At 73.5% G+C, this 20,636-nt stretch carries 18 protein-coding genes and 2 tRNA genes; 11 read left to right on the top strand and 9 right to left on the bottom strand.

Annotated features, from left to right (window positions below):
- Nucleotides 1-76: 76 nt before the first annotated feature.
- Nucleotides 77-898 (bottom strand): maleylpyruvate isomerase family mycothiol-dependent enzyme, encoded by an 822-nt coding sequence (locus tag ACFWPT_RS20710; RefSeq protein ID WP_380339134.1) that lies wholly within the window; start codon nt 896-898, stop codon nt 77-79.
- 173 nt (nt 899-1,071) lie between these two features.
- Here ACFWPT_RS20710 and ACFWPT_RS20705 point away from each other — a divergent pair, with 173 nt between their 5' ends.
- From ACFWPT_RS20705 to ACFWPT_RS20695, 3 genes are all read left to right on the top strand, one after another.
- A complete protein-coding gene (locus tag ACFWPT_RS20705; protein ID WP_380483257.1) occupies nt 1,072-1,869 on the top strand; it encodes a carbon-nitrogen family hydrolase in 798 nt (265 codons plus the stop codon).
- A 199-nt stretch (nt 1,870-2,068) separates the two neighbouring features.
- Nucleotides 2,069-3,202: a GntR family transcriptional regulator gene (locus ACFWPT_RS20700; protein WP_380483255.1), complete on the top strand. Its 1,134-nt coding sequence runs from the start codon at nt 2,069-2,071 to the stop codon at nt 3,200-3,202.
- Between the two features lie 115 nt (nt 3,203-3,317).
- Complete coding sequence (locus tag ACFWPT_RS20695; RefSeq protein WP_063348510.1) at nt 3,318-3,965, top strand: hypothetical protein; 648 nt, start codon at nt 3,318-3,320, stop codon at nt 3,963-3,965.
- Nucleotides 3,966-4,017: 52 nt separating this feature from the next.
- Here the strand turns inward: ACFWPT_RS20695 and ACFWPT_RS20690 are convergent, their stop codons facing one another.
- Nucleotides 4,018-4,803 (bottom strand): SLATT domain-containing protein, encoded by a 786-nt coding sequence (locus tag ACFWPT_RS20690; RefSeq protein WP_363619432.1) that lies wholly within the window; start codon nt 4,801-4,803, stop codon nt 4,018-4,020.
- Nucleotides 4,804-5,178: 375 nt separating this feature from the next.
- On the opposite strand from ACFWPT_RS20690, the gene purD reads away from it, so the two are divergent.
- The 4 genes from purD to ACFWPT_RS20670 all read left to right on the top strand — a co-directional run bounded on the left by purD (nt 5,179) and on the right by ACFWPT_RS20670 (nt 11,354).
- Nucleotides 5,179-6,426, top strand: a complete 1,248-nt coding sequence (gene purD / locus ACFWPT_RS20685; protein WP_063348512.1) for a phosphoribosylamine--glycine ligase — start codon at nt 5,179-5,181, stop codon at nt 6,424-6,426.
- 532 nt (nt 6,427-6,958) lie between these two features.
- Nucleotides 6,959-8,542: a hypothetical protein gene (locus ACFWPT_RS20680; protein WP_380483253.1), complete on the top strand. Its 1,584-nt coding sequence runs from the start codon at nt 6,959-6,961 to the stop codon at nt 8,540-8,542.
- A 219-nt stretch (nt 8,543-8,761) separates the two neighbouring features.
- Complete coding sequence (locus tag ACFWPT_RS20675; protein WP_380483251.1) at nt 8,762-10,381, top strand: N,N-dimethylformamidase beta subunit family domain-containing protein; 1,620 nt, start codon at nt 8,762-8,764, stop codon at nt 10,379-10,381.
- 73 nt (nt 10,382-10,454) lie between these two features.
- Entirely contained in the window at nt 10,455-11,354 is a 900-nt protein-coding gene (locus ACFWPT_RS20670) for a phosphoribosylaminoimidazolesuccinocarboxamide synthase (protein ID WP_063348514.1), read from the top strand.
- Between the two features lie 31 nt (nt 11,355-11,385).
- Here ACFWPT_RS20670 and ACFWPT_RS20665 read toward each other — a convergent pair whose 3' ends face one another.
- The 7 genes from ACFWPT_RS20665 to ACFWPT_RS20635 form a co-directional block, all read right to left on the bottom strand.
- Complete coding sequence (locus ACFWPT_RS20665) at nt 11,386-12,006, bottom strand: response regulator transcription factor (RefSeq protein ID WP_350876631.1); 621 nt, start codon at nt 12,004-12,006, stop codon at nt 11,386-11,388.
- A 28-nt stretch (nt 12,007-12,034) separates the two neighbouring features.
- Nucleotides 12,035-13,267 (bottom strand): sensor histidine kinase, encoded by a 1,233-nt coding sequence (locus ACFWPT_RS20660; protein WP_380369807.1) that lies wholly within the window; start codon nt 13,265-13,267, stop codon nt 12,035-12,037.
- 103 nt (nt 13,268-13,370) lie between these two features.
- Nucleotides 13,371-14,204 carry an ABC transporter permease gene (locus ACFWPT_RS20655; RefSeq protein WP_063348517.1) on the bottom strand — a complete coding sequence of 278 codons (834 nt, stop codon included), beginning with the start codon at nt 14,202-14,204 and terminating at the stop codon, nt 13,371-13,373.
- Nucleotides 14,201-15,214 (bottom strand): ABC transporter ATP-binding protein, encoded by a 1,014-nt coding sequence (locus tag ACFWPT_RS20650; RefSeq protein WP_380339112.1) that lies wholly within the window; start codon nt 15,212-15,214, stop codon nt 14,201-14,203. The genes ACFWPT_RS20655 and ACFWPT_RS20650 overlap by 4 nt, the downstream gene beginning before the upstream one ends.
- A gap of 157 nt (nt 15,215-15,371) precedes the next feature.
- A tRNA-Gly gene (locus ACFWPT_RS20645) sits at nt 15,372-15,447 on the bottom strand.
- A gap of 39 nt (nt 15,448-15,486) precedes the next feature.
- A tRNA-Gly gene (locus ACFWPT_RS20640) sits at nt 15,487-15,559 on the bottom strand.
- Nucleotides 15,560-15,696: 137 nt separating this feature from the next.
- On the bottom strand, nt 15,697-16,014 hold the full coding sequence (locus tag ACFWPT_RS20635) for an Lsr2 family protein (protein ID WP_063348519.1): 318 nt from the start codon (nt 16,012-16,014) through the stop codon (nt 15,697-15,699).
- A 467-nt stretch (nt 16,015-16,481) separates the two neighbouring features.
- Here ACFWPT_RS20635 and purS point away from each other — a divergent pair, with 467 nt between their 5' ends.
- The 4 genes from purS (at nt 16,482) to ACFWPT_RS20615 (ending at nt 20,634) form a co-directional block, all read left to right on the top strand.
- The gene (gene purS / locus ACFWPT_RS20630) at nt 16,482-16,736 is read left to right on the top strand and encodes a phosphoribosylformylglycinamidine synthase subunit PurS (RefSeq protein ID WP_045692676.1); all 255 of its coding nucleotides are present in this window, start codon (nt 16,482-16,484) and stop codon (nt 16,734-16,736) included.
- On the top strand, nt 16,733-17,434 hold the full coding sequence (gene purQ / locus ACFWPT_RS20625) for a phosphoribosylformylglycinamidine synthase subunit PurQ (RefSeq protein WP_380483248.1): 702 nt from the start codon (nt 16,733-16,735) through the stop codon (nt 17,432-17,434). Before purS ends, purQ begins: the two co-directional genes overlap by 4 nt.
- Complete coding sequence (purL, locus tag ACFWPT_RS20620) at nt 17,434-19,689, top strand: phosphoribosylformylglycinamidine synthase subunit PurL (RefSeq protein WP_063348521.1); 2,256 nt, start codon at nt 17,434-17,436, stop codon at nt 19,687-19,689. The genes purQ and purL overlap by 1 nt, the downstream gene beginning before the upstream one ends.
- 117 nt (nt 19,690-19,806) lie before the next feature.
- On the top strand, nt 19,807-20,634 hold the full coding sequence (locus tag ACFWPT_RS20615; RefSeq protein WP_380483245.1) for a sterol carrier family protein: 828 nt from the start codon (nt 19,807-19,809) through the stop codon (nt 20,632-20,634).
- The last annotated feature ends 2 nt before the right edge of the window (nt 20,635-20,636 follow it).

Genomic DNA, 20,636 nt, shown 5'->3' with positions numbered 1-20,636 from the left:
GGATGCACGAGTGGTGCCGACCCGGCGCGCACTCGTGCGTGTACGCCGGGTGGCGTGCGCTGTGGGGCGGTTGGGGTCAGATGGTGACCGCGAAGGCGGACAGGACGCGGTCGGCGAGTTCCTTGTCGCCGTCGATGGTGACCGGGCCGGGGCGGCCGCGGCCGCAGGCGAGCCGGAGGTAGGTCTCCCAGTCCATGGTGAGCTGGACGTCGGGGGCCAGGCTGATCGACTCGTCGACGGTGCCGCGGCCGGTCGAGTCGACCCGGATGGTGCGCAGGAACTCCACGCGGCCGGTGACGTCCAGGACCATGGCCGTTCCGGCCGGGGCGCCGGCCTGGTGGGCGACGGCCTTGGGCAGCAGTCCCAGCAGGACGTCCCGGGCGATCAGGGCGGCCGGGGAGTCGAGGTTGCCGGGGGTGCCCAGGGCGCGGCGCAGGTCCTGCTCGTGCACCCAGACGTCGAAGGCCCGCAGGCGCAGCAGCTCGTGGTACGGCACGTCGCGGCTGTTCGGGCCGCCCGGCCAGCGCACCGGCTCCAGGGGCATCTGCTTGGCGTTCCGCAGTGCCCGGGAGCGGCGGATGATCGTGTACTCCAGCTCGCTGGTCATCTCCAGCGCGGTGTGGCAGCGGCGCTTGTCGACCGGCAGTTCGATGTAGCGGGCGAAGTCGGTGGTGACGTGGCGAAGGTCACGTGGCAGGGAGTGGATCGGGCGGGGGTCGCCGAGGAGTTCGGACTCGACCGCGATGATGTGCGAGACGACGTCCCGGACCGACCAGCCGGGGCATTCGGTGGCCCGGTTCCAGGAGCCCTCGGGGAGGGGGGCGACCAGCTCCGATATGGACTCGATGCTCTGGGCCCACGCTTCCGTGTAAGCCTGCACGGTCTGGTTGTCCGTCACGGGAATCTCCGGCCCTCCGTCAGCTTCCTTGCCCTCTGCGCCCGGCCTCCCCGGTCGGCCGGGATGGTCCGGCTTCCGGGCGCACAAGCTAACCGCACGTTACGCTGCCGGGAGACAGCTGGGCAGCGCTTTCGGGTGACGATCGTAGGTCTCTTGCCGTGGACGGTGGTACTGTGCGCGCTTCATTGATCCAACTCGGGGTCTCCGACGCCGAGCCGCCCGCCGAACGGCGGGCCCGGGCCGTCGCGCTGGTCCGGGCGCAGCAGGGTGCGGACCTGGTGGTCCTGCCGGAGCTGTGGCCGCTCGGCGGCTTCGCCTACGACCTGTGGTCGGACGGCGCCGAGACGCTGGACGGGCCCACGTCGGACGCGATGGCGGCGGCCGCGCGGGCGGCCGGGGTCTGGCTGCACGCCGGTTCGATCGTCGAGCGCGATCCGGACGGGCCGATCTACAACACCTCGCTGCTGTTCGCCCCGGACGGCGAGCTGGTGCACACCTACCGCAAGATCCACCGCTTCGGTTTCGACAGCGGCGAGGCGGTGGTGATGGGCGCCGGGCAGGAGATCGTCACCGCGGCCACCGACTTCGCCACCCTGGGCCTGGCCACCTGCTACGACCTGCGCTTCCCGGAGCTGTTCCGGGCGCTGTTGGACGCCGGCGCGCAGCTGCTGGTGGTTCCGGCGGCCTGGCCGGCCCGGCGGCGCGAGCACTGGACGCTGCTGGCGCGGGCGCGCGCGGTGGAGGAGCAGGCGTTCGTGCTGGCCTGCAACACCGCCGGGACGCACGCCGGGGTCGAGCAGGCCGGGCACAGCATCGTGGTGGACCCGTGGGGCCGGGTGCTGGCCGAGGCCGGTACGGAGGAGCAGGTGCTGACCGTCGAGTTCGATCCGGCCGAGGTGGGCAAGGCTCGCGAGGAGTTCCCGGTGCTGCGGGACCGCCTGCTGGGGATCCCGGCGCCGGTCCAGCGCTGACCCGGGCCCGGCCCCGCCCGGGCACGGCCCGGGCACGGCCCGGGCGGGGGGAGTCCGGGGGTGTCGGAGGCCTCCGGGGGGTTGGTTTGTACCTTCTCGGGGCGGGTTTGAGAAGATGAGCACTCGTCGTGTTCCCCGCCGCTCGTTGGCCGGTCCGCCGAGGGGCGGCCTGATCAGCCCGCCCCAGGAGGTTGCGCGCATGCCCGGCAACGGCGCAGGCGACACCCGTCCCGTCATCCAGCGCAACAGCCTGCGCGAGCAGATCGCCGGTGCGCTGCGCGAGGAGATGATGGCCGGCCGGCTGGCGGCCGGCCGCAACTTCACCGTCAAGGAGATCGCCGAGCTGTACGGAGTCTCGGCGACCCCGGCCCGCGAGGCGCTGGTCGACCTCGGTGCGCAGGGCCTGCTGCGGGCCGAGCACCACCGCGGGTTCACCGTGCCCGAGCTGGGCTGGGACGACTTCCTGGAGATCTTCGAGTCCCGGGTGCTGGTCACCGACAGCTACTACCGCCAGTTCTCCGCCCGCCGGGCGCTGCCGGACCTCGCCAGGCTGCCCTCGCTGCGCCGCCGCGCCGACGCGGCGGTCCGGGCCGCCCGGGCCGGGAACCTGGACGTGATGGTGGGCTGCGACCGCCGGTTCTGGCAGGAGGTCGCCGCGCTGATCGGCAACCGCCGGATCGGCGACTACCTGGACTGGCTGCGGGTGCAGTCGTGGATGTTCGCCGCGCCCTACCTGCGGGAGCTGCCCGTCCTGGCCGAGATCTGCTGGGACCGCCACCTCGACCTGGTCGACGCCATCGGCGCGCGGGACCTGGTCGGCGCGCACCGGATCATCTGCGAGTACAACCTGTACACCGCCCGGCTGCTGGCCGGGCTGGCCGGGCGGCCGCTGGAGTCGGTGACGGTGCTGGGGCTGCTCACCGAACCCCTGGACGACGAGCCGCTGGACGGCGAGCCTCTGGACAGCGAACTCCTGAATAGCGAACTCCTGAATAGCGAACCCCTGGACGGCGAGCCCGATGGCGGCGGGCCCGGCGGCGGGTTCCTGGGCGGCGAGCCCGTGCCGCCGGCCCCGTCCGCCGAAGTCCCGTCGGTGGCGGCCGAACCGGTTCCCGGCCAGGCGTTCGACCAGGTCGGGAGGGGCCGACGCCGGCCGGGCGAGGAGGTCGGCCGGGAGCTCGGCCGGGAGCTCGGCCGCGAACTCGGGCTGGGCCTCGGCCTGGTGCCGCAGCCGCGCTCGGTGCCGTACGGCCGGTTCGGCCGACGGCTGCCCGAACCGCCCCCGGACGCACCGCAGGGACGGCCCGACCCGCGCCCCGCCCCGGGCCGGTAGGGTGGGCGGTCGTCGAACCGGGCGTCCCGCACAACGGCCGTCCGGGTACCGACCCCGCCCCCGTCGTCGTCCCGTCCTGCGGGCGACCCCGCCGCCCGGAGAGGAACTGCCGGCCATGGCCTGCGACCTCTGGCTCGTCCCGCTCGTGGACGTGCTGAGCCACAGCCCCGACAATCCCTTCAGGGACGATCTCGCCCTCTACAACTCGGTGTTGGCCTCCCGCGGGCTGCCCGAGGTGCCGGTCTACCAGTACGTGCCGGGGCTGAGCGGGGCGGTCGAGCCGATAGCCGCCTTCGACTACGACTCGCTGCACTTCCTGCGCCGCGCCTACCTGCTGGGCCTCACCGGGCTGGACATCACGCCGGTGGACTCGCTTGGCGGCGACTACGAGCAGCTGCTGGAGATGTTCGAGAGCAGCGCCGAACAGTCGCACCTGGTCTGGCACTTCGACCACGCGGGCGCCTACGTGCCGATAGAGTTCCCGGCGCCGCTGGTGGACGACGCACTGCTCGCCTCCGGCGGTCCGCTCGGCTCCAGCCACGGGCTGCTGCGCGAACTGCAGGCCGTCGCACCGGCGCTGGGCCTCGACCCGCTCAACCCGCCGGGCCCGACCCGGCCGCTCGGCCCGACCGGCCTGGAGCAGCCGTTCGGGCCGCCGCTGGACGACCTGCACCCCTTCGCCCGCGAGCGGCACGCCTGGGCGGGCCTGTACGCGGCGGCGACCCGCAGCCTCGCCCAGGGCTCGATGGTGGTCTTCGCCTGAGGCACCCGGCCGCCTTCCGCCCGAGGCGCCGCCCGCCGCATCAGCCCGCCCGCTACCGCAGCGGCCCCTCCGGCGGCCGCTGGCGCGGCATGGTGGGCCGGGTGCCCGGCGGCGGCAGCACCCGCACCTGGGCGCCCACCCCGCTCTCGCTGCGCCCGCCCCAGGTGCCCGGGGCCTGGGTGGGCAGCTGGGTCATGGACGCGCGGAACTCCAGCATCCACTCCGAGGTCTCGGTGCGGACCATGTCCGAGACGTCCTCGCAGAACCGGCGCAGCACGCCGAGGCAGCGCTCGGCGGCTTCGCCCGCGGTGCCCTCGGTCGGGCCGAGCACCTCGCGCACGCACTCCGACGCCCAGTCGAACTGGAAGGCCTCCAGCCGGCGTTGCAGCGCCTGCGCGGTGCTGACGTCACGCATCCAGCCGGAGGTGAGGCCGAACACCCGGTCGGTGCCGTAGCAGGCGGCGGCGAGGGCCAGGCCGACGTAGCCCCAGCTGGTGCCGTGCGAGACCGCGCCGGTCAGGTCGACCAGCGGCGCGGTCACCCCGCCCACCGCGAAGCCGGCCGTGCCGAACCGCAGCAGGCGCGCCCAGCGGCGCTTCCAGATCCGGTCCTTGCGGTACCACTCGATCGCCTCGACCGCCCGCTCCTCGGACCAGCGGTACAGCTCCTCCAGGCGCTCGGCCGGCTCGCCCCAGTCCCCGAGGGGGAACTGTCGAGTGCTCAGATCGGTCCGTCGGCGGGTGGACGCCTGGCGGGCGATGGTCGCGGCGGGCGGGTCCTCCTCGCCGATCTCCTTGCCCCAGGCACTCTCCTCGGGCTGCATTTCCGGCTGGCTCACCTGTGGGGCTCCCTGTGGCGGGCGGACTGCTGGGTCTGGCGGTCTGGCGGTCCATCGGCTGACGCGGCGTCTGCCGTTGTTTGTCCAACAGCACTTCTTACCGCCAAATGGCTGACCATGGGGTCGCTTCCCCGGTGATCGTTACCGGATTCGGCCACCGGAGCCCGAGGTGGAAGGGATGCGGGGGGCGGCGAGATTTCACCCGTCCGAGGGAGGGTCCGGTGACCCGCCGTCCTGACTCGGGCACCCGGTGCGCACCGAGCCGGTCCGAGTTGGAGGTTTCTCCGACATCCTCGGCGTACGGACCTCCCCGACTGGAGGATCGGACGGGACCGGAGAGCGGCCGGAACTGGCCACCGACTACCCTTGCCAAGCGTGAAGGTCCTCGTCATCGGCGGCGGCGCCCGCGAACACGCCCTGTGCCGCTCTCTGTCCCAAGATCCCGCTGTCTCCGAGCTGCACTGTGCCCCGGGCAACGCCGGGATCGCGCAGGTGGCGACGGTCCACCCGGTCGACCAGTTGAACGGCGCGCAGGTCGCCGACCTGGCCGTGCGGCTCGGCGCCGCCCTGGTCGTCGTCGGCCCGGAGGCCCCGCTGGTCGCGGGCGTCTCCGACGCCGTGCGCGCGGTCGGCATCCCGGTGTTCGGCCCGTCCGCCGAAGCCGCCCAACTGGAAGGCTCCAAGGCCTTCGCGAAGGACGTGATGGCCGGGGCCGGCGTGCCCACCGCCCGCTCCTACGTCTGCACCACCCCTGCCGAGGCCGCCGAGGCGCTGGACGCCTTCGGGGCGCCGTACGTGGTCAAGGACGACGGCCTGGCCGCCGGCAAGGGCGTGGTGGTCACCTCCGACCGCGCGGCCGCGCTGGAGCACGCCGCCTCCTGCGAGCGCGTGGTCATCGAGGAGTACCTGGACGGCCCCGAGGTGTCGCTGTTCGCGATCACCGACGGCACCACCGTCGTCCCGCTCCAGCCCGCGCAGGACTTCAAGCGCGCGCTGGACGGAGACGAGGGCCCCAACACCGGCGGCATGGGTGCCTACTCGCCGCTGCCGTGGGCGCCCGCCGGGCTGGTCGAGGAGGTCCAGCAGAGCGTCCTGCAGCCGACCGTCGACGAGCTGCGCCGCCGGGGCACCGAGTTCTCCGGCCTGCTGTACGCGGGCCTCGCGCTCACCTCGCGCGGCACCCGGGTGATCGAGTTCAACGCCCGCTTCGGCGACCCGGAGACCCAGGTCGTGCTGGCCCGGCTGCGCACCCCGCTGGCCGCCGTGCTGCTGGCCGCCGCCACCGGCACCCTGGACCAGCTGGAGCCGCTGCGCTGGGACGAGGGCGCGGCCGTCACCGTGGTCGTCGCCTCCGAGGGCTACCCGGCCGCGCCGCGCACCGGTGACCCGATCGAGGGCCTGGCCGAGGCCGAGGCCGACGGCACCGCGTTCGTCCTGCACGCCGGTACCAGGGCCGACGAGGACGGCCGGGTGCTGAGCGCCGGCGGCCGCGTCCTGTCGGTCACCGCGACCGGCGCCGACCTGGTGGAGGCGCGCGACCGCGCGTACGCCGCCGTGGACCGGATCACCCTCAAGGGCGGCCAGCACCGCACCGACATCGCCCTGAAGGCAGCCACCGAGTAGGCCCTGCCCCGCCTCCGCCCGCAGGGCGCCGCGCACCGTGGGATTTCCCCCCATGGACGCAGCGCCCTGCGGCGTTTCCGGGGCGGGAGTGACTCCGGGGGCCGGCGCACCGTTCGGCGGTCGGATTCCAGCCCATCGGGTGACAGCACCCGCATCCGGCTGACGTAGCCGGGCGCCCGGCCTTATGGTGCGCTGGATCGCAGTGCGACGTGGCCGTGCGCCGGGGTCGCCGCCGGGTAGCGGTGTTCCCACGGGGGGATGCTGGACGGCGTCCGGCCGGGCGGGTGCCCGGGTGCTTCGCACCGGACCGGTCGTGACCGTCCGGAATCCGGGCGGTGTCACCGGGACGAGTGGAAACCGGGGCGATCCGGAACACCCACCCGGGCCGGTGCGTCGAACATGGCAGAAGCGCCACACAGCATGCACTACCGGGGATCGGACGCCTCCGCTTCCCGGTCGGAACTGATCGTTTCGAGTCGGCTCAGGGCCCGTCGCCGGGCGCCCGAGGGCTCCGAAGGGGGTGCCGCACCGTATGGCCGCAGTCGACACCGCGCGCGCTCACGCCCAGGCGGTCCTGCGGGTCCGAGGTCTCGCCCTGGCCGCCGCCGTCATGCCCGCCGCCGTCGCGGTGGTCCTGCTCGCGGGCCGGTTCACCGGGCGGATCGGCGCACCCGGCTCCTCCGACGCCGCCGGGTGGGACGCCGCCCGCTGGGCGGTCTGCGCAGTGGCCGCGCTGACCCTCCTGGTGGCCGGGCTGACCGCCCGCGCCTACCACCGGGCCGTCCCGCCCCGGACCCCGGCCGTCCCGTTGAAACGCGTCGAGGCGCCCGAGCTGTACCGGCTGATCGACGAACTCGCCGACCGGCTGGACGTGCCCGCGCCCTCCGCGGTAGCCCTCACCCCGGACTGCGACAGCTGGCTGGAGGACGTGCCGCAGGCGCGGCGGGCCCGCCCGCTGCGGCCGCACCCCGAGCCGACTGGCCCGGTCCTGGTGATCGGCTCGCCCTTCCTGTGGTGGATGCGGGCCGGCGAACTGCGCGCCCTGCTCGCTCCCGTGGTGGCCGGCACCGCGGCCTCCGCCGACCCGGAGATCGCCGCCGCCCGCCGCTTCCTGCGCAGCCTGGACGCCAGCCTGGACTCCGGCCGGAGCGCCGCCCCCGGCCTCGGCGGCGGCACCCTGGCGGGCCCGCCCCGGCCGGAGCACCGCGGTCCGGCCGCGCTCGCCGAGCGGATCACCCGCGGGATCACCCGTCGGCTGCTCGGCGCCTGCCGCGGCCACGCCGCCGAGCTGGAGCGCTCCGTCGCGAGCTGGGCCTCCGAGCAGGCCAGGACGGTCGACTACGGCCTGCGGATCGCCGCCCAGGAGCAGGTCGGCCTGGCCTACGCGGGCTGGGACCGGCTGCTCACCCGGGTCGCGCTGCCCGCCTGGCGGCTCGGCCGCCACCCCGCCCACCTCAACGCCGGCGTCGTCTCCGCCCTCACCGAGCTGTCCCGGCGCGACCGCCTGGCCGACGGCTACGGCACCCGGCTCGGCGACCGCCCCGCCTGCGACCTGCTGGAGGAGCCCGGCACCGTCGACCGGGCGGTCTCCCGGCTCGCCGCCGAGCTGTTCTTCGGCAGCCCGGCCGCCGGCGCCTGGCACGAGCTGGAGTGGACCGACTACCCGGCCGACGTGGTGGACGCCGGCTGGCGGGCCCGTGCTGCCGCCCTCCAGACCGCCCTGGACCGGCTCGCCCCGCAGGCCCGCCCCGGCTCCCCGACGCTCACCCGGCTGCTGGTCCGGCTCGCCGAGGGCGAGGGGGAGCAGCTGGCCGCCGCGCTGGCCGCCCAGCTGGCCCGCACGACCGCCCCGGCCCCGCTGCTCGAAACCGCCCGCAGCGGCCGTGACCTGCTGGTCGACCACGTCACCGCGATGGTCTGCTGCGCCGCCGTGGACACCGCGGGCGGCGCGCCCGGCCTGGACTGGCTGGACGGTCCGGTGCTGCTGCTGGGCGGGATCCGCCGTACCGACCTGGCCGGGCCGGTCGCCCAGGCCGTCGAGCAGGGCCAGGACGGCCCGCTGCGGGCCTGGCTGGACGCCGCCGACGTCCGTCTGGAGAAACCCGTCCGGTTGTGAGCCGGACAGGCGGCGCTCGGCGCTCCGGCGCGCGCCCCCAAACCGACCGGCGGGCGGCCGTCTTCGCAGGCCGGAGGCCCGGCCGGGGGAGGGCGTGAGATTCCCGGCACCAATTGCGACCACAGGGTGACGGAGCGCCAGCACTCTGTGGTGTATTAGACCGCACGCACATCCGGGGGGCACGTGCCAACCGGGCGGAAGTGCACCTGGGAGGGGCGCGTGGGCACGGAACTCAACCGTCGCTGGGAGTCCGGAACGCACGCTTACAGCGTCTCCGACCCCTTCGGCCAGGGCCCGCTGCCCTGGCTGCGCAGCCCGGACCAGTACCTGGCCGGCGCCGAGGTCGCCGTCCCCTGGTACGTCTCGGTGGACGCGCCCGGCCAGCGGCCGCTGGCGGTCGGCGCCCGGCCCAAGCCGCCGGTCGGCACCCCGCAGAGCGCCAACGACGTGGACCAGCAGATCAAGGGCTTCGCCTCGGCCGGGGTGATCCGCCCCGGCGGTTCGGTGGACTTCCGGGTCACCGTCAACCCGCCCCGCGAGTTCACCGTGGACGTCTGGCGGATCGGCCATTACGGCGGCGACGGCGCCCGCCACATGACGTCCAGCCCGCTGATCGCCGGGCTGGCCCAGCCCGCCCCGCTGGTGGTCGAGCGGACGGTCTCCTGCCACCACTGGTGGCACTCCTGGCGGTTGCAGATCCCGGTGCACTGGAAGCCCGGCGCGTACGTCGCCGTGCTGACCACCGCGGACATGCTGCACCGCAGCCACATCCCGTTCACCGTACGGGACTTCGAGGACCGGGAGCACGCCGCCGAGCTGCTCCTGGTGGTCCCGGACGTGACCTGGCAGGCCTACAACCTGTTCCCCGAGGACGGCCGCAGCGGCGCCAGCCTCTACCACGCCTGGGACGGCCGGGGCGGCCTGGTCGGCGAGCCGGAGGCAGCCGTCACGGTCTCCTTCGACCGCCCGCACGCCACCGCCGGGCTGCCGCTGCACGTCGGCCACGCGTACGACTTCATCCGCTGGGCCGAGCGCTACGGCTACGACCTCTCCTACGCCACCGCCACCGACCTGCACGCGGGCCTGGTCGACCCGGGGCGGCACCGGGCGCTGATCTTCCCGGGCCACGACGAGTACTGGTCCGAGCCGATGCGCCGGGCCGTCGAGCAGGCCAGGGACGACGGCACCTCGCTGGTGTTCCTGTCCGCCAACACCATGTACTGGCGGGTCGAGCTGACCGCCGCCGCCTCCGGCGAACCCAACCGGCTGCTCAACTGCCGCAAGCGGCAGAAGGTCCAGCCGGGCAACCCGGCCGTCGGGGTGCCCGGTTCGGCCAGCGCGCTGTGGCGGGACGCCGGCGAGCCCGAGCAGCAGGTGCTCGGCCTGCAGTACTCGGGCCGGGTCGCCGCGCCCGTCCCGCTGATCGCCCGGCACACCGCGCACTGGCTCTGGGACGGCACCGGCTTGCAGGAGGGCGACGAACTGCCCGGTCTGGTCGCCGGCGAGGCCGACCGCTACTACCCCAAGGTGGCGCTGCCCGAGCACACCGAGCGGGTGCTGCTCGCGCACTCGCCGTACCAGGACCTCGGCGGCCGCACCCGCTACCAGGAGACCTCGCTGTACCGGGCGCCCAGCGGCGCGTACGTGTTCGCGGCCGGCACCTTCGCCTGGTCGCCCGCGCTGGGCCGCCCCGGCCTCACCGACGAGCGGATCCAGCGGGCCACCGCGAACCTGCTCGACCGCCTCGGCAAGAACGAGCCCGCCCCCGGCAAGAACGGTGCCGCCCTCGGCCGGAGCGGGGCCGCCCTCGGCCAGAAACGGGGCCTCGGGGGTTCGTGAAAGACTGAGGGGGCAGTGACCTCCCCTTTCGCGCGCCCCACGCCCGCGAACGACCCCTGAGGACTGAGACACCTTGAGCGGATTTGTCACCAAGCCCGAGCCGGTCCAGGTGCCCGGCCTGGTCCACCTGCACACCGGCAAGGTGCGCGACCTCTACCGGACCGAGTCGGGCGAGCTGGTCATGGTCGCCAGCGACCGGATGTCCGCCCACGACTGGGTGCTGCCGAACGAGATCCCCGACAAGGGTCGCGTCCTCACCCAGCTGTCCCTGTGGTGGTTCGAGCGGATCGCCGACATCGTCCCCAACCACGTGATCTCCACCGAGGTCCCGTCCGGCGCCCCCGCCGACTGGAAGGGCCGCACGCTGATCTGCCGCAGCCTGGACATGGTCCCGGTCGAGGCGGTCGCCCGCGGCTACCTGGCGGGCTCCGGCCTGGCCGAGTACCAGGAGAACCGCACGGTCTGCGGCATCGCCCTGCCGGAGGGCCTGGAGAACAGCTCCGAGCTGCCCGCCCCGATCTACACCCCGGCGCTCAAGGCCGAGGTCGGCGAGCACGACGAGAACGTCTCCTACGAGGAGACCGCCCGCCGGATCGGCGCCGACCTGGCCGCCCAGCTGCGCCGCACCACCCTGGACGTCTACGGCCGGGCCCGGGACATCGCCCGCGACCGCGGCATCATCCTGGCCGACACCAAGTTCGAGTTCGGCCTGCTGGACGGCGAGCTGCTGATCGGCGACGAGGTGCTCACCCCGGACTCCTCCCGGTACTGGCCGGCCGACGAGTGGCAGCCCGGCCGCTCGCAGCCGTCCTTCGACAAGCAGCTGATCCGCGACTGGCTGGTCTCCCCGGCCTCCGGCTGGGACCGCTACAGCGAGCAGCCGCCGCCGGAGCTGCCGGCCGAGCTGGTCGAGCAGACCCGCGCCAAGTACATCGAGGTGTACGAGCGGCTGACCGGCACCGCCTGGGCCTGACGCCCGGCCGCCCGCGAGCCGGTGCCCGGACCTAGATCCAGCCGTGCTCGCGGGCGATCCGCACCGCCGCGTGCCGGTTCTCGGCGCCCAGCTTCCCGGCCGCCGAGGACAGGTAGTTGCGGACGGTGCCGGGGGACAGCGCCGCCCGTTCGGCGATCTCGGTGATCGAGGTGCCGTCGGCGGCCAGCTCCAGGACGTCCGTCTCGCGCGGGGTGAGCGGGGTCTCGCCCGCGCTGATCGCGTCCGCGGCCAGCTCCGGGTCCACGTACCGGCCGCCGGCCCGGACGGTCCGGATGATGCCGGCCAGGTCGGCCGCCGAGACGGTCTTCGGCAGGAAGCCGCGCACCCCGACCTCCAGCGCCCGCTTGAGGTAGCCGGGGCGGCCGTGGCCGGTGACGATCATGCAGCGGCAGTCCGGCAGCAGCCGGCGCAGTTCGGTGGCCACCTCGATGCCGTCCTTGCCGGGCATCTGGAGGTCCAGCACCGCGACGTCCGGGCGGTGGGCCTGCGCCATCGCCAGCGCCTCCGGCCCGGAGCCGGCCTCGGCGACCACGGTGATGTCCTCCTCCAGGGAGAGCAGCGCGGCCAGCGCGCCCCGGATCAGGTGCTCGTCGTCGGCGAGCAGGACGCGCACGGGTGCGGGGTCGGTCATCGGGCGGTCCTCCGTCGGTGGGTGCGGGTCAGAGCGGTACGGCGGCGAGCATCCGGAAGGTGCCCTGGGCGGTCTCGGGGATGGTCAGTTCGCCGTCGTGGGCGGCCAGCCGCTCGCGCAGGCCGCGCAGTCCGGTGCCGCCGCCCTGCGAGGGGAGCGGGACGGCGGGCACCCCGTCATTCTCCAGCTCCAGGACGGCGCGGCCGTCCTGGAGGTCCAGCCGGATCAGGCAGTGGGCGGCCTCGCTGTGCCGCAGCACGTTGGTGGTGGCCTCGCGGATCACCCAGCCGAGCACCGACTGGATCGGCGGCGGCAGTTGGTCGGCGTTCTCGCCGAGGTCGATCTCGCAGGCGACGTCGGCGCTGCGGAGCACCGCGCGGGCGCCGATCGCCTCGGCGTGCAGGTCGGCGGTGCGGTAGCCGCGGATGACGTCCCGGACCTCGCGCTGCGACTCCTGGGCGATCCGCTGCACCTCGGCCATCTGGTCGGCGGCCTCCGGGCGCCCGCGGCGGGCGAACTGGACGGCGAGTTCGCTCTTGAGCGCGATGGTGGTGAGGTTGCGGCCCATCACGTCGTGCAGGTCGCGGGAGAACCGCAGCCGCTCCTCGGCGACGGCCAGCCGGGACTGGGCCTCGCGGGCGGTCTCCAGTTCCCAGATGATCGCGGTCACCCAGGCGAAGCTGCGGCAGGTGCCGACGAGGGCGGTCAGGCTGATCGCCGCCCCGACCGCCAGTCCGGCCGTGGTGGCTGGGCTCACCCCGGTCAGCAGCATCGCCGGGGCGGTCAGCAGGATCAGGCCGAGTCCGGCGGGGAAGACCTGGCGCAGGGGCAGGCCCACGCTGATCGGACCGATGGCGGCGCACAGCATGGCGATGGCGATCGCCGCGGTGAACGGAGTCCCTCCGGGCTGCCCGGATTCGGCGGCGGACGGGCCCAGCAGCAGGACGGCCCAGGAACCGGCGACCGAGAGCGCGCTGTTGACGATCAGCCAGCGCAGGTGCTCGGTGGGGCGGTGCAGGTAGTGGTCGAGCGAGGTGCGGAACGCCCGGAGGCAGAGCAGGGTGGACGCGAGCGAGACGACCAGGGTGACCCGGACGGCGCCGACCGACCGGTCGAGGTTCGCGACGGAGGAGGCGCTGAGCACCAGGTTCACCGGAACGATGCACCAGGCCACCATGTAGAGCGACCAGCGGAAGTACAGCTCGGCGCGTTGGGGCTTGCCGAAGCCCTTCCATCTGCGAACCGGCCCCTGGACGGCCATCGAATCGCTCCCCGTATCGATCAAGATCGTGTCGCTACCTTCATATCAGAGGCGGAACGGGGGTCTGACCTTCGCACTTCCAGAGAGGGCGCCCGCCGGGGCGTCAGCGGCGCGACTCCCAGCGGAAGTAGCGCACCGCGCCCCAGACCGCCAGGCCGAGCCAGACGGCGCCGGTCACCAGGTGCGGGGCGGCGGTGGACCAGGTGCCGGCGAAGCCGGTGGCGGCGGCCGAGCCGTCGCTGCCGGTCCAGCCGATCCGGATCAGCTGGAAGGCCGGGGTGGTGGGCAGCAGGCGGCAGAAGTCGGCCAGCCCGGGGGGCATGATCTCCAGCGGGATGAGCAGGCCGGAGCCGAACTGGGAGACCAGCAGCACCGGGAGGGTGGTGATGCCGGCGGTCTCGACGGTCTTGGTGAAGGCGCTGGAGATGGCGGCCAGTGCGATGAAGACGGCGATGCTCAGGACCAGCCCGACGGCCAGCAGCAGCGGGTTCACCGGCGTGCTGAGCTTGAGGAGGGCGGCTGCGCCGACGCCGACCACGGCGCACATCATCAGGGCGAGGCTCACCGAGGGCACCGCCGTGCCGGCCAGGATCTCGATGTCCCGGGCCTCGCCGGTGCGCAGCCGCTTGAGCACCAGCTCGTTGCGGCGGGCGACGTACGCGGCGGTCAGGTTGTAGTAGACGACGAAGGCGAGGATGCCGCCGATGGTGCCGGTGATCAGCAGCGTGTCGACGTCCAGCCCGGGGTGGGACTCGGCCTGCTGCTTGAGCATGTTGCGCCGGCCGGCGATCAGCAGCAGCGGCAGCAGCAGCGCGGTGAACAGGGCGGCCCGGTTGCGCAGCAGCAGGGTGGCCTCGGCGCGGCCGAGGGAGAGCAGCCGGCGGGCGGTGGTGCTCTGCGGGCCGGCGGCGGTCTTGGCGGCGGTGGCGGTGGTCATCGGGCGGATCCGATCAGGCGGCGGCGGGCGGTGCGGGCGGTGGGGGCGGCGGGCGACTGGGGCGGGGCCTGGTGGGCGGCCTCGGAGGCGATGGCGAGGAAGGCCTCCTCCAGCGAGGCGCTGCGGGCGTCCAGGGAGCCGAGCGCGATCCCGTGCTGCTGGGCCCAGCCGAGCAGTTCGAAGAGGGTGCGCTGGAGGCCGCCGGTCTGCACGGTGACCTTGCGGCCGTCGACGGCGATCTCGGCCCCGGCGAGGACCGGCAGCGCGGTCCCGGTGAACTCGGGGAGGTCGAAGCTGATCCGGGAGGGCCGGCCGGCGATCACCTCGGCTACGGTGCCGGTGGTGACGACCCGGCCGCCGTGCATGATGGCCAGCCGGTCGGCGAGCTCCTCGGCCTCCTCCAGGTAGTGCGTGGTGAGCAGCACGGTGGTGCCCTGGGCGCGCAGTTCGCGGACCAGCCGCCAGACGGCGGCGCGCGCCTCGGGGTCGAGGCCGGTGCTGGGCTCGTCCAGGAAGAGCACCTCGGGGCGGCCGAGCAGGGCCATCGCGAGGTCGAGCCGGCGCCGCTCGCCGCCGGACAGCTGCTTGACGCGGACGTCGCGGCGGTGGCCGAGGCCGACCAGCTCCAGGGCCTCGTCGACCGGGCGGGCGCCGCTGGTCATGCCGGCCCAGCTGCGGCCGGTCTCGGCGATGGTGAGGTCGCCGGGGAAGCCGCCCTCCTGGAGCATGATGCCGATCCGCGGGCGGACGGCGGCGCGCTCCCGGTGGGGGTCGTGGCCGAGCACCCGGACGGTGCCGCCGGACGGGGCGGCCAGGCCCTCGATGAGCTCCATGGCGGAGGTCTTGCCAGCCCCGTTGGTGCCGAGCAGGGCGAACAGCTCACCGCGGCCGACGGTCAGGTCGATGCCGCGGACGGCGTGGTAGCCGGTGGTGCCGGTGCCGTAGTGGCGGTGCAGGTCGGTGACCTCGATCACGCTGTCGCCGGGGCGCAGGGGCTGGCTCGTTTCCATGGCTCAAGCCTTCCGCCTCCCCGGTCGGGCGGGCAGTGCGCGCCGTCATGAGCCGGCGGTGGAGATCCACGGGTCGGCGATGACAAATGTCATGGGCCGGGATCGCCGTGGAGCGGGAATGCCGAAAGGCCCCCTCGATCGAGGGGGCCTTTCGTTCTGGAGCGGACGACGAGATTCGAACTCGCGACCCTCACCTTGGCAAGGTGATGCTCTACCAACTGAGCCACGTCCGCAGGTCTAACTATGGAGTTGTGCTGTGCTCGCACACTGCGAGCGGACGACGAGATTCGAACTCGCGACCCTCACCTTGGCAAGGTGATGCTCTACCAACTGAGCCACGTCCGCACGGTGCCTGGTGGGGCACCCGCCGCCTCTTCGGATCTCTCCGTTGCGGCGACGAGGATTACTCTACAGCATCGTTCGGGGTGGTCGCCCCACCCTTTCGGTCCAGGCGGGCGGGGCGACCGGGGTGCCCGGGGCGGTCAGTTCGCCTCGGCGAACTGCTCGTACACGTGCTTGGGGATGCGTCCGCGGGCCGGCAGCTCCATGCCGCGCGACAGGGCCCAGGCGCGCACCGCGGCCGGGTCCGGGGTGAGCGCGGTGCGGCGGAAGGACTTTCCGGTGCGGCTCTGGCGGCGGCCGGCCGCGACGAACGGAGCGAGGGCCTCCCGCAGCTTTTCCGCGTTGTCCACGGACAGGTCGATCTCGTACGACTTCCCGTCGACGCCGAAGTGGACGGTTTCCGCCGCGGCGCCGCCGTCCAGGTCGTCGGAGAGCGTGACAACTACACGCTGAGCCATGGGTGTCAATCCTCTCGGGCAATTCGGCCGCCGGTCCGCGGGGTGCGTCCGGGGGCCTGATGTGCACCACTCGCGCAAGCGCATACGGGCAGGCCTGGTGGCCCGCCGGATACGCAGCACTTGCCGCGACAGGTGGCCCTATTCTGCACCCGAAGGGGGTCGAAATCGAAGAGTCCGGCATTCTTTTCCGGATATTCACGTGTCTTCGCCGGAGTGCCGGATACCGGAGTGCGGGACGGGTCGATCTGTCCCGGAGTGCCGTATTCGGGTGTTCTTCGGGTGTTCTCGTTCCGGGGGCCGAATCCGTGGAAACCGCGCGGCCCGGCCGGGGGTTCACGGGCGTGGATCCCTTGCCGCGTAAGGGTCTCGGGTCTACGCGCGTCGCCTGCCCCGGCCAGCAATCCCGCCCGAAACCCCCGGTAGTCTGGAGTTCCCCCGCCTCACCGAAGACACCACCGGGAGTGCCAGTGGCACGCGTCGTAGTCGACGTCATGCTCAAGCCGGAGATCCTCGACCCCCAGGGCCAGGCGGTGCAGCGTGCACTGCCCCGTCTCGGATTCACCGGGATCGCCGACGTCCGCCAGGGCAAGCGTTTCGAGCTGGAAGTGGAGGGCCCGGTCGACGACGCCGCGCTCGCCCGTATCCGCGAAGCCGCCGAGACCTTTCTCGCCAACACCGTGATCGAGGACTTCACCGTCCGCGTCGAGGAGGCGGCGAAGTGACCACCCGCGTTGGCGTCGTCACTTTCCCCGGCTCCCTCGACGACCGTGACGCCCAGCGCGCGGTCCGCCTGGCCGGCGCCGAGCCGGTCGCGCTCTGGCACCGTGACAAGGATCTCCACCAGGTCGACGCCGTCGTCCTGCCGGGCGGATTCAGTTACGGCGACTATCTGCGCTGCGGCGCGATCTCCCGCTTCTCGCCCGTGATGGACACCGTCATCGAGCAGGCGAAGCTGGGAATGCCGGTCCTCGGTATCTGCAACGGCTTCCAGGTGCTCTGCGAATCGCACCTGCTGCCCGGCGCGCTCACCCGCAACGACTCGCTGCACTTCGTCTGCCGCGACCAGAAGCTGCGCATCGAGAACACCGGTACCGCCTGGACCCGGGATTACTCGGCGGGCCAGGAAATCGTCGTTCCGCTGAAGAACGGCGAGGGCCGGTTCGTCGCCGAGGAGCGCGTCCTGGACCAACTGGAGGCGGAGGGCCGGGTGGTGGCCCGTTACGTGGCCCGCGGCGATGCCGCTGACGGATGCGGTAACCCGAACGGTTCGTACCGCGACATCGCCGGCATCACCAACGCCGCCGGCAATGTCGTCGGCCTGATGCCGCACCCGGAGCACGCCGTGGAGTCGCTCACCGGTCCGACCGTCGAGGGCCTGGGCTTCTTCACTTCCGTCCTGAAGCAGCTGGTGAACGCCTGATGAGCCTCGACACCGTCAAGAACGCCGAGCAGACCCCGGACGTCGCCCAGCCCTGGGCCGAACTCGGCCTCAAGGAGGACGAGTACACGCGCATCCGCGAGATTCTCGGCCGCCGCCCGACCGGCGCCGAACTCGCGATGTACTCGGTCATGTGGTCGGAGCACTGTTCGTACAAGAGCAGCAAGGTCCACCTGAAGCAGTTCGGCGACAAGAAGCCCGACTCGGACGCGATGCTCGTCGGCATCGGCGAGAACGCCGGTGTGGTCGACGTCGGCCAGGGCTACGCCGTGACCTTCAAGGTCGAGTCGCACAACCACCCGTCGTACATCGAGCCCTACCAGGGCGCGGCCACCGGCATCGGCGGCATCGTGCGCGACATCCTCGCGATGGGCGCCCGCCCGGTCGCCGTGATGGACCCGCTGCGGTTCGGTGCGGCCGACCACCCGGACACCCGGCGGGTGCTGCCCGGGATCGTCGCGGGCATCGGCGGCTACGGCAACTGCCTGGGCCTGCCGAACATCGGCGGCGAGGTCGTCTTCGACTCCTGCTACCAGGGCAACCCGCTGGTCAACGCGCTGTGCGTGGGCGTCATGAAGCACGAGGACATCCACCTCGCGCAGGCCTCCGGCGCCGGCAACAAGGTCATCCTGTACGGAGCCCGCACCGGCGGCGACGGCATCGGCGGCGTCTCCGTGCTCGCCTCCGAGACCTTCGACGACAGCAAGCCGACCAAGCGCCCGGCCGTCCAGGTCGGCGACCCGTTCCAGGAGAAGCTCCTGATCGAGTGCACCCTGGAGATCTTCCGGGAGAAGCTCGTCAAGGGCATCCAGGACCTGGGCGGCGCCGGCCTGTCCTGCGCGACCTCGGAGCTGGCGAGCGCTGGCTCCGGCGGCATGCGGGTCGAGCTGGACACCGTGCCGCTGCGCGACAACACGCTCTCGCCCGAGGAGATCCTCATGAGCGAGTCGCAGGAGCGCATGTGCGCCATCGTCGAGCCCGGCAAGGTCGACCGCTTCCTGGAGATCTGCGAGAAGTGGGACGTCATCGCCACCGTCATCGGTGAGGTGACCGACGGCGAGCGCCTGGAGATCTTCTGGCACGGCGAACTCGTCGTCGACGTGCCGCCGCGCACCGTCGCCCACGAGGGCCCGACCTACCAGCGCCCGTACGCCCGCCCGAGCTGGCAGGACGCGCTGCAGGCCGACGCCCCCACCGGCGAGCGGCTGGCCCGCCCGACCACCGGCGAGGGCCTCAAGGCCGACCTGCTGAAGGTCGCCGGCTCCCCGAACCAGGCCTCCAAGTCCTGGATCACCGACCAGTACGACCGCTACGTGCTCGGCAACACCGTGCTCTCGGTCGGCGAGGACTCGGGCATGATCCGGATCGACGAGGAGACCAACCTCGGCGTCTCGGTCGCCACCGACGGCAACGGCCGCTACACCAAGCTGGACCCGTACACCGGCGCCCAGCTGGCCCTCGCCGAGGCCTACCGCAACGTCGCGGCCGGCGGCGCCAAGCCGCTCGCGATCTCCGACTGCCTCAACTTCGGCTCCCCCGAGGACCCGGACGTGATGTGGCAGTTCGCCGAGGCCACCCGCGGCCTGGCCGACGCCTGCCTGGTGCTCGGCACCCCGGTCACCGGCGGCAACGTCTCGCTGTACAACCAGACCGGCGAGGTCGCCATCCACCCGACCCCGGTGGTCGCGGTGCTCGGCGTCATCGACGACGTCACCCGGCGCACCCCGGCCGCCTTCGCCGAGGAGGGGCAGCTGCTCTACCTGCTCGGCGACACCGCGGACGAGCTCGGCGGCTCGGCCTGGTCGCAGGTGGTCCACGACCACCTCGGCGGTCTGCCGCCCAAGGTCGACCTGGAGCGCGAGCGGCTGCTCGGCGACATCCTGATCGCCGCCTCGCGCGACGGCATGATCGACGCCGCGCACGACCTCTCCGACGGCGGCCTCGGCCAGGCGCTCGTGGAGAGCTGCCTCAAGGGCGGCCACGGCGCGCGGATCATCGTGCCCGAGGGCGCGGACCCGTTCGTGTTCCTGTTCTCCGAGTCGGCCGGCCGCGCCGTCGTGGCGGTGCCGCGCAGCGAGGAGCTCCGGTTCAACGACATGTGCACCGCGCGCGGCCTGCCGGCCACCCGCATCGGTGTCGTGGACGGCGAATCCCTGGACGTCCAGGGCCAGTTCACCGTCTCGCTGGCCGAGCTGAAGGACGCCCACACCGGCGTCATCGAGGCTCTGCTCGCCTGACCCGCACGGTTCGAGGGGCGGAGGGTCCGACGGGGCCGTCCGCCCCTCGGCGTGTGCGGGGCTGTCCGCACCCCGGTGCAGGCGGGGCTGTCCGCCCCTCGGCGTATGTTGGGGGCCATGCCCCCCAAGCCCCGTACCTACCAGCCGCAGAAGGTGCGCACCGCGCTCGCGGCGCAGACCGGCGCGCTGCGCGACGCCGTCCGGCAGCTCTGTGAACGCCCGGACGCCGAGCAGTGGTTGGCCCGGCCGACCGGGCTGGGGGAGTGGACGGTCCGCGAGCTGATCGCGCACCTCGCCGTCCAGCTCGACTTCGTCCCCGAGCACCTCGACGATCCGCTGGAGGGGCGGGCGCCGTTGGACCTGCCGGGGTGGGTGGCCGCGGTCGGCACGGTCGCGCCGCTGCTCGACGAGCAGGCCCGGGCGAGGGCCGCCGGCGACTTCGGCGGGGACGCGGCTTCGGTGGCGCAGGCCTTCACCCGGGCGGCGGACGCGCTGACCGGCCTGCTGGACCGGCCCGAAGCCGCCGACCCGGTACGGCGGTTCGAGATCCGGCTCGGCTCGATGACCCTCGCCGACATGCTGGTGACCAGGCTGGTGGAGACCGTCGTGCACGCCGACGACCTGGCCGCCGCGCTCGGCCTCGACGGCTTCCCGCACGACCGCCAGGCCGTCGCCGCCGTCACCCGGCTGCTGGCCGACGCCTTCGCCGACCGCACGCCGGGCGGCGCGGTCGAGCTGCGGATCCCGCCGTACGCCGTCGTGCAGGCCGTCGAGGGCCCCCGGCACACCCGGGGCACCCCGCCGAACGTGGTCGAGACCGACCCGCTGACCTGGATCCGGCTGGCCACCGGCCGGGCCGACTGGGCGGCCGCGGTGGACGCGGCGGCGGTCTCCGCCTCCGGCGAGCGCAGCGACCTGCGGGAGTACCTGCCGGTGCTCGGGTAGCC

This window comes from Kitasatospora sp. NPDC058478 (assembly GCF_042720345.1).
In the GTDB taxonomy this organism is placed as follows: Bacteria; Actinomycetota; Actinomycetes; order Streptomycetales; family Streptomycetaceae; genus Kitasatospora.
The sequence above is the reverse complement of the archived record's forward strand: the minus strand, read 5'-3'. Positions and strand labels throughout refer to the sequence as shown.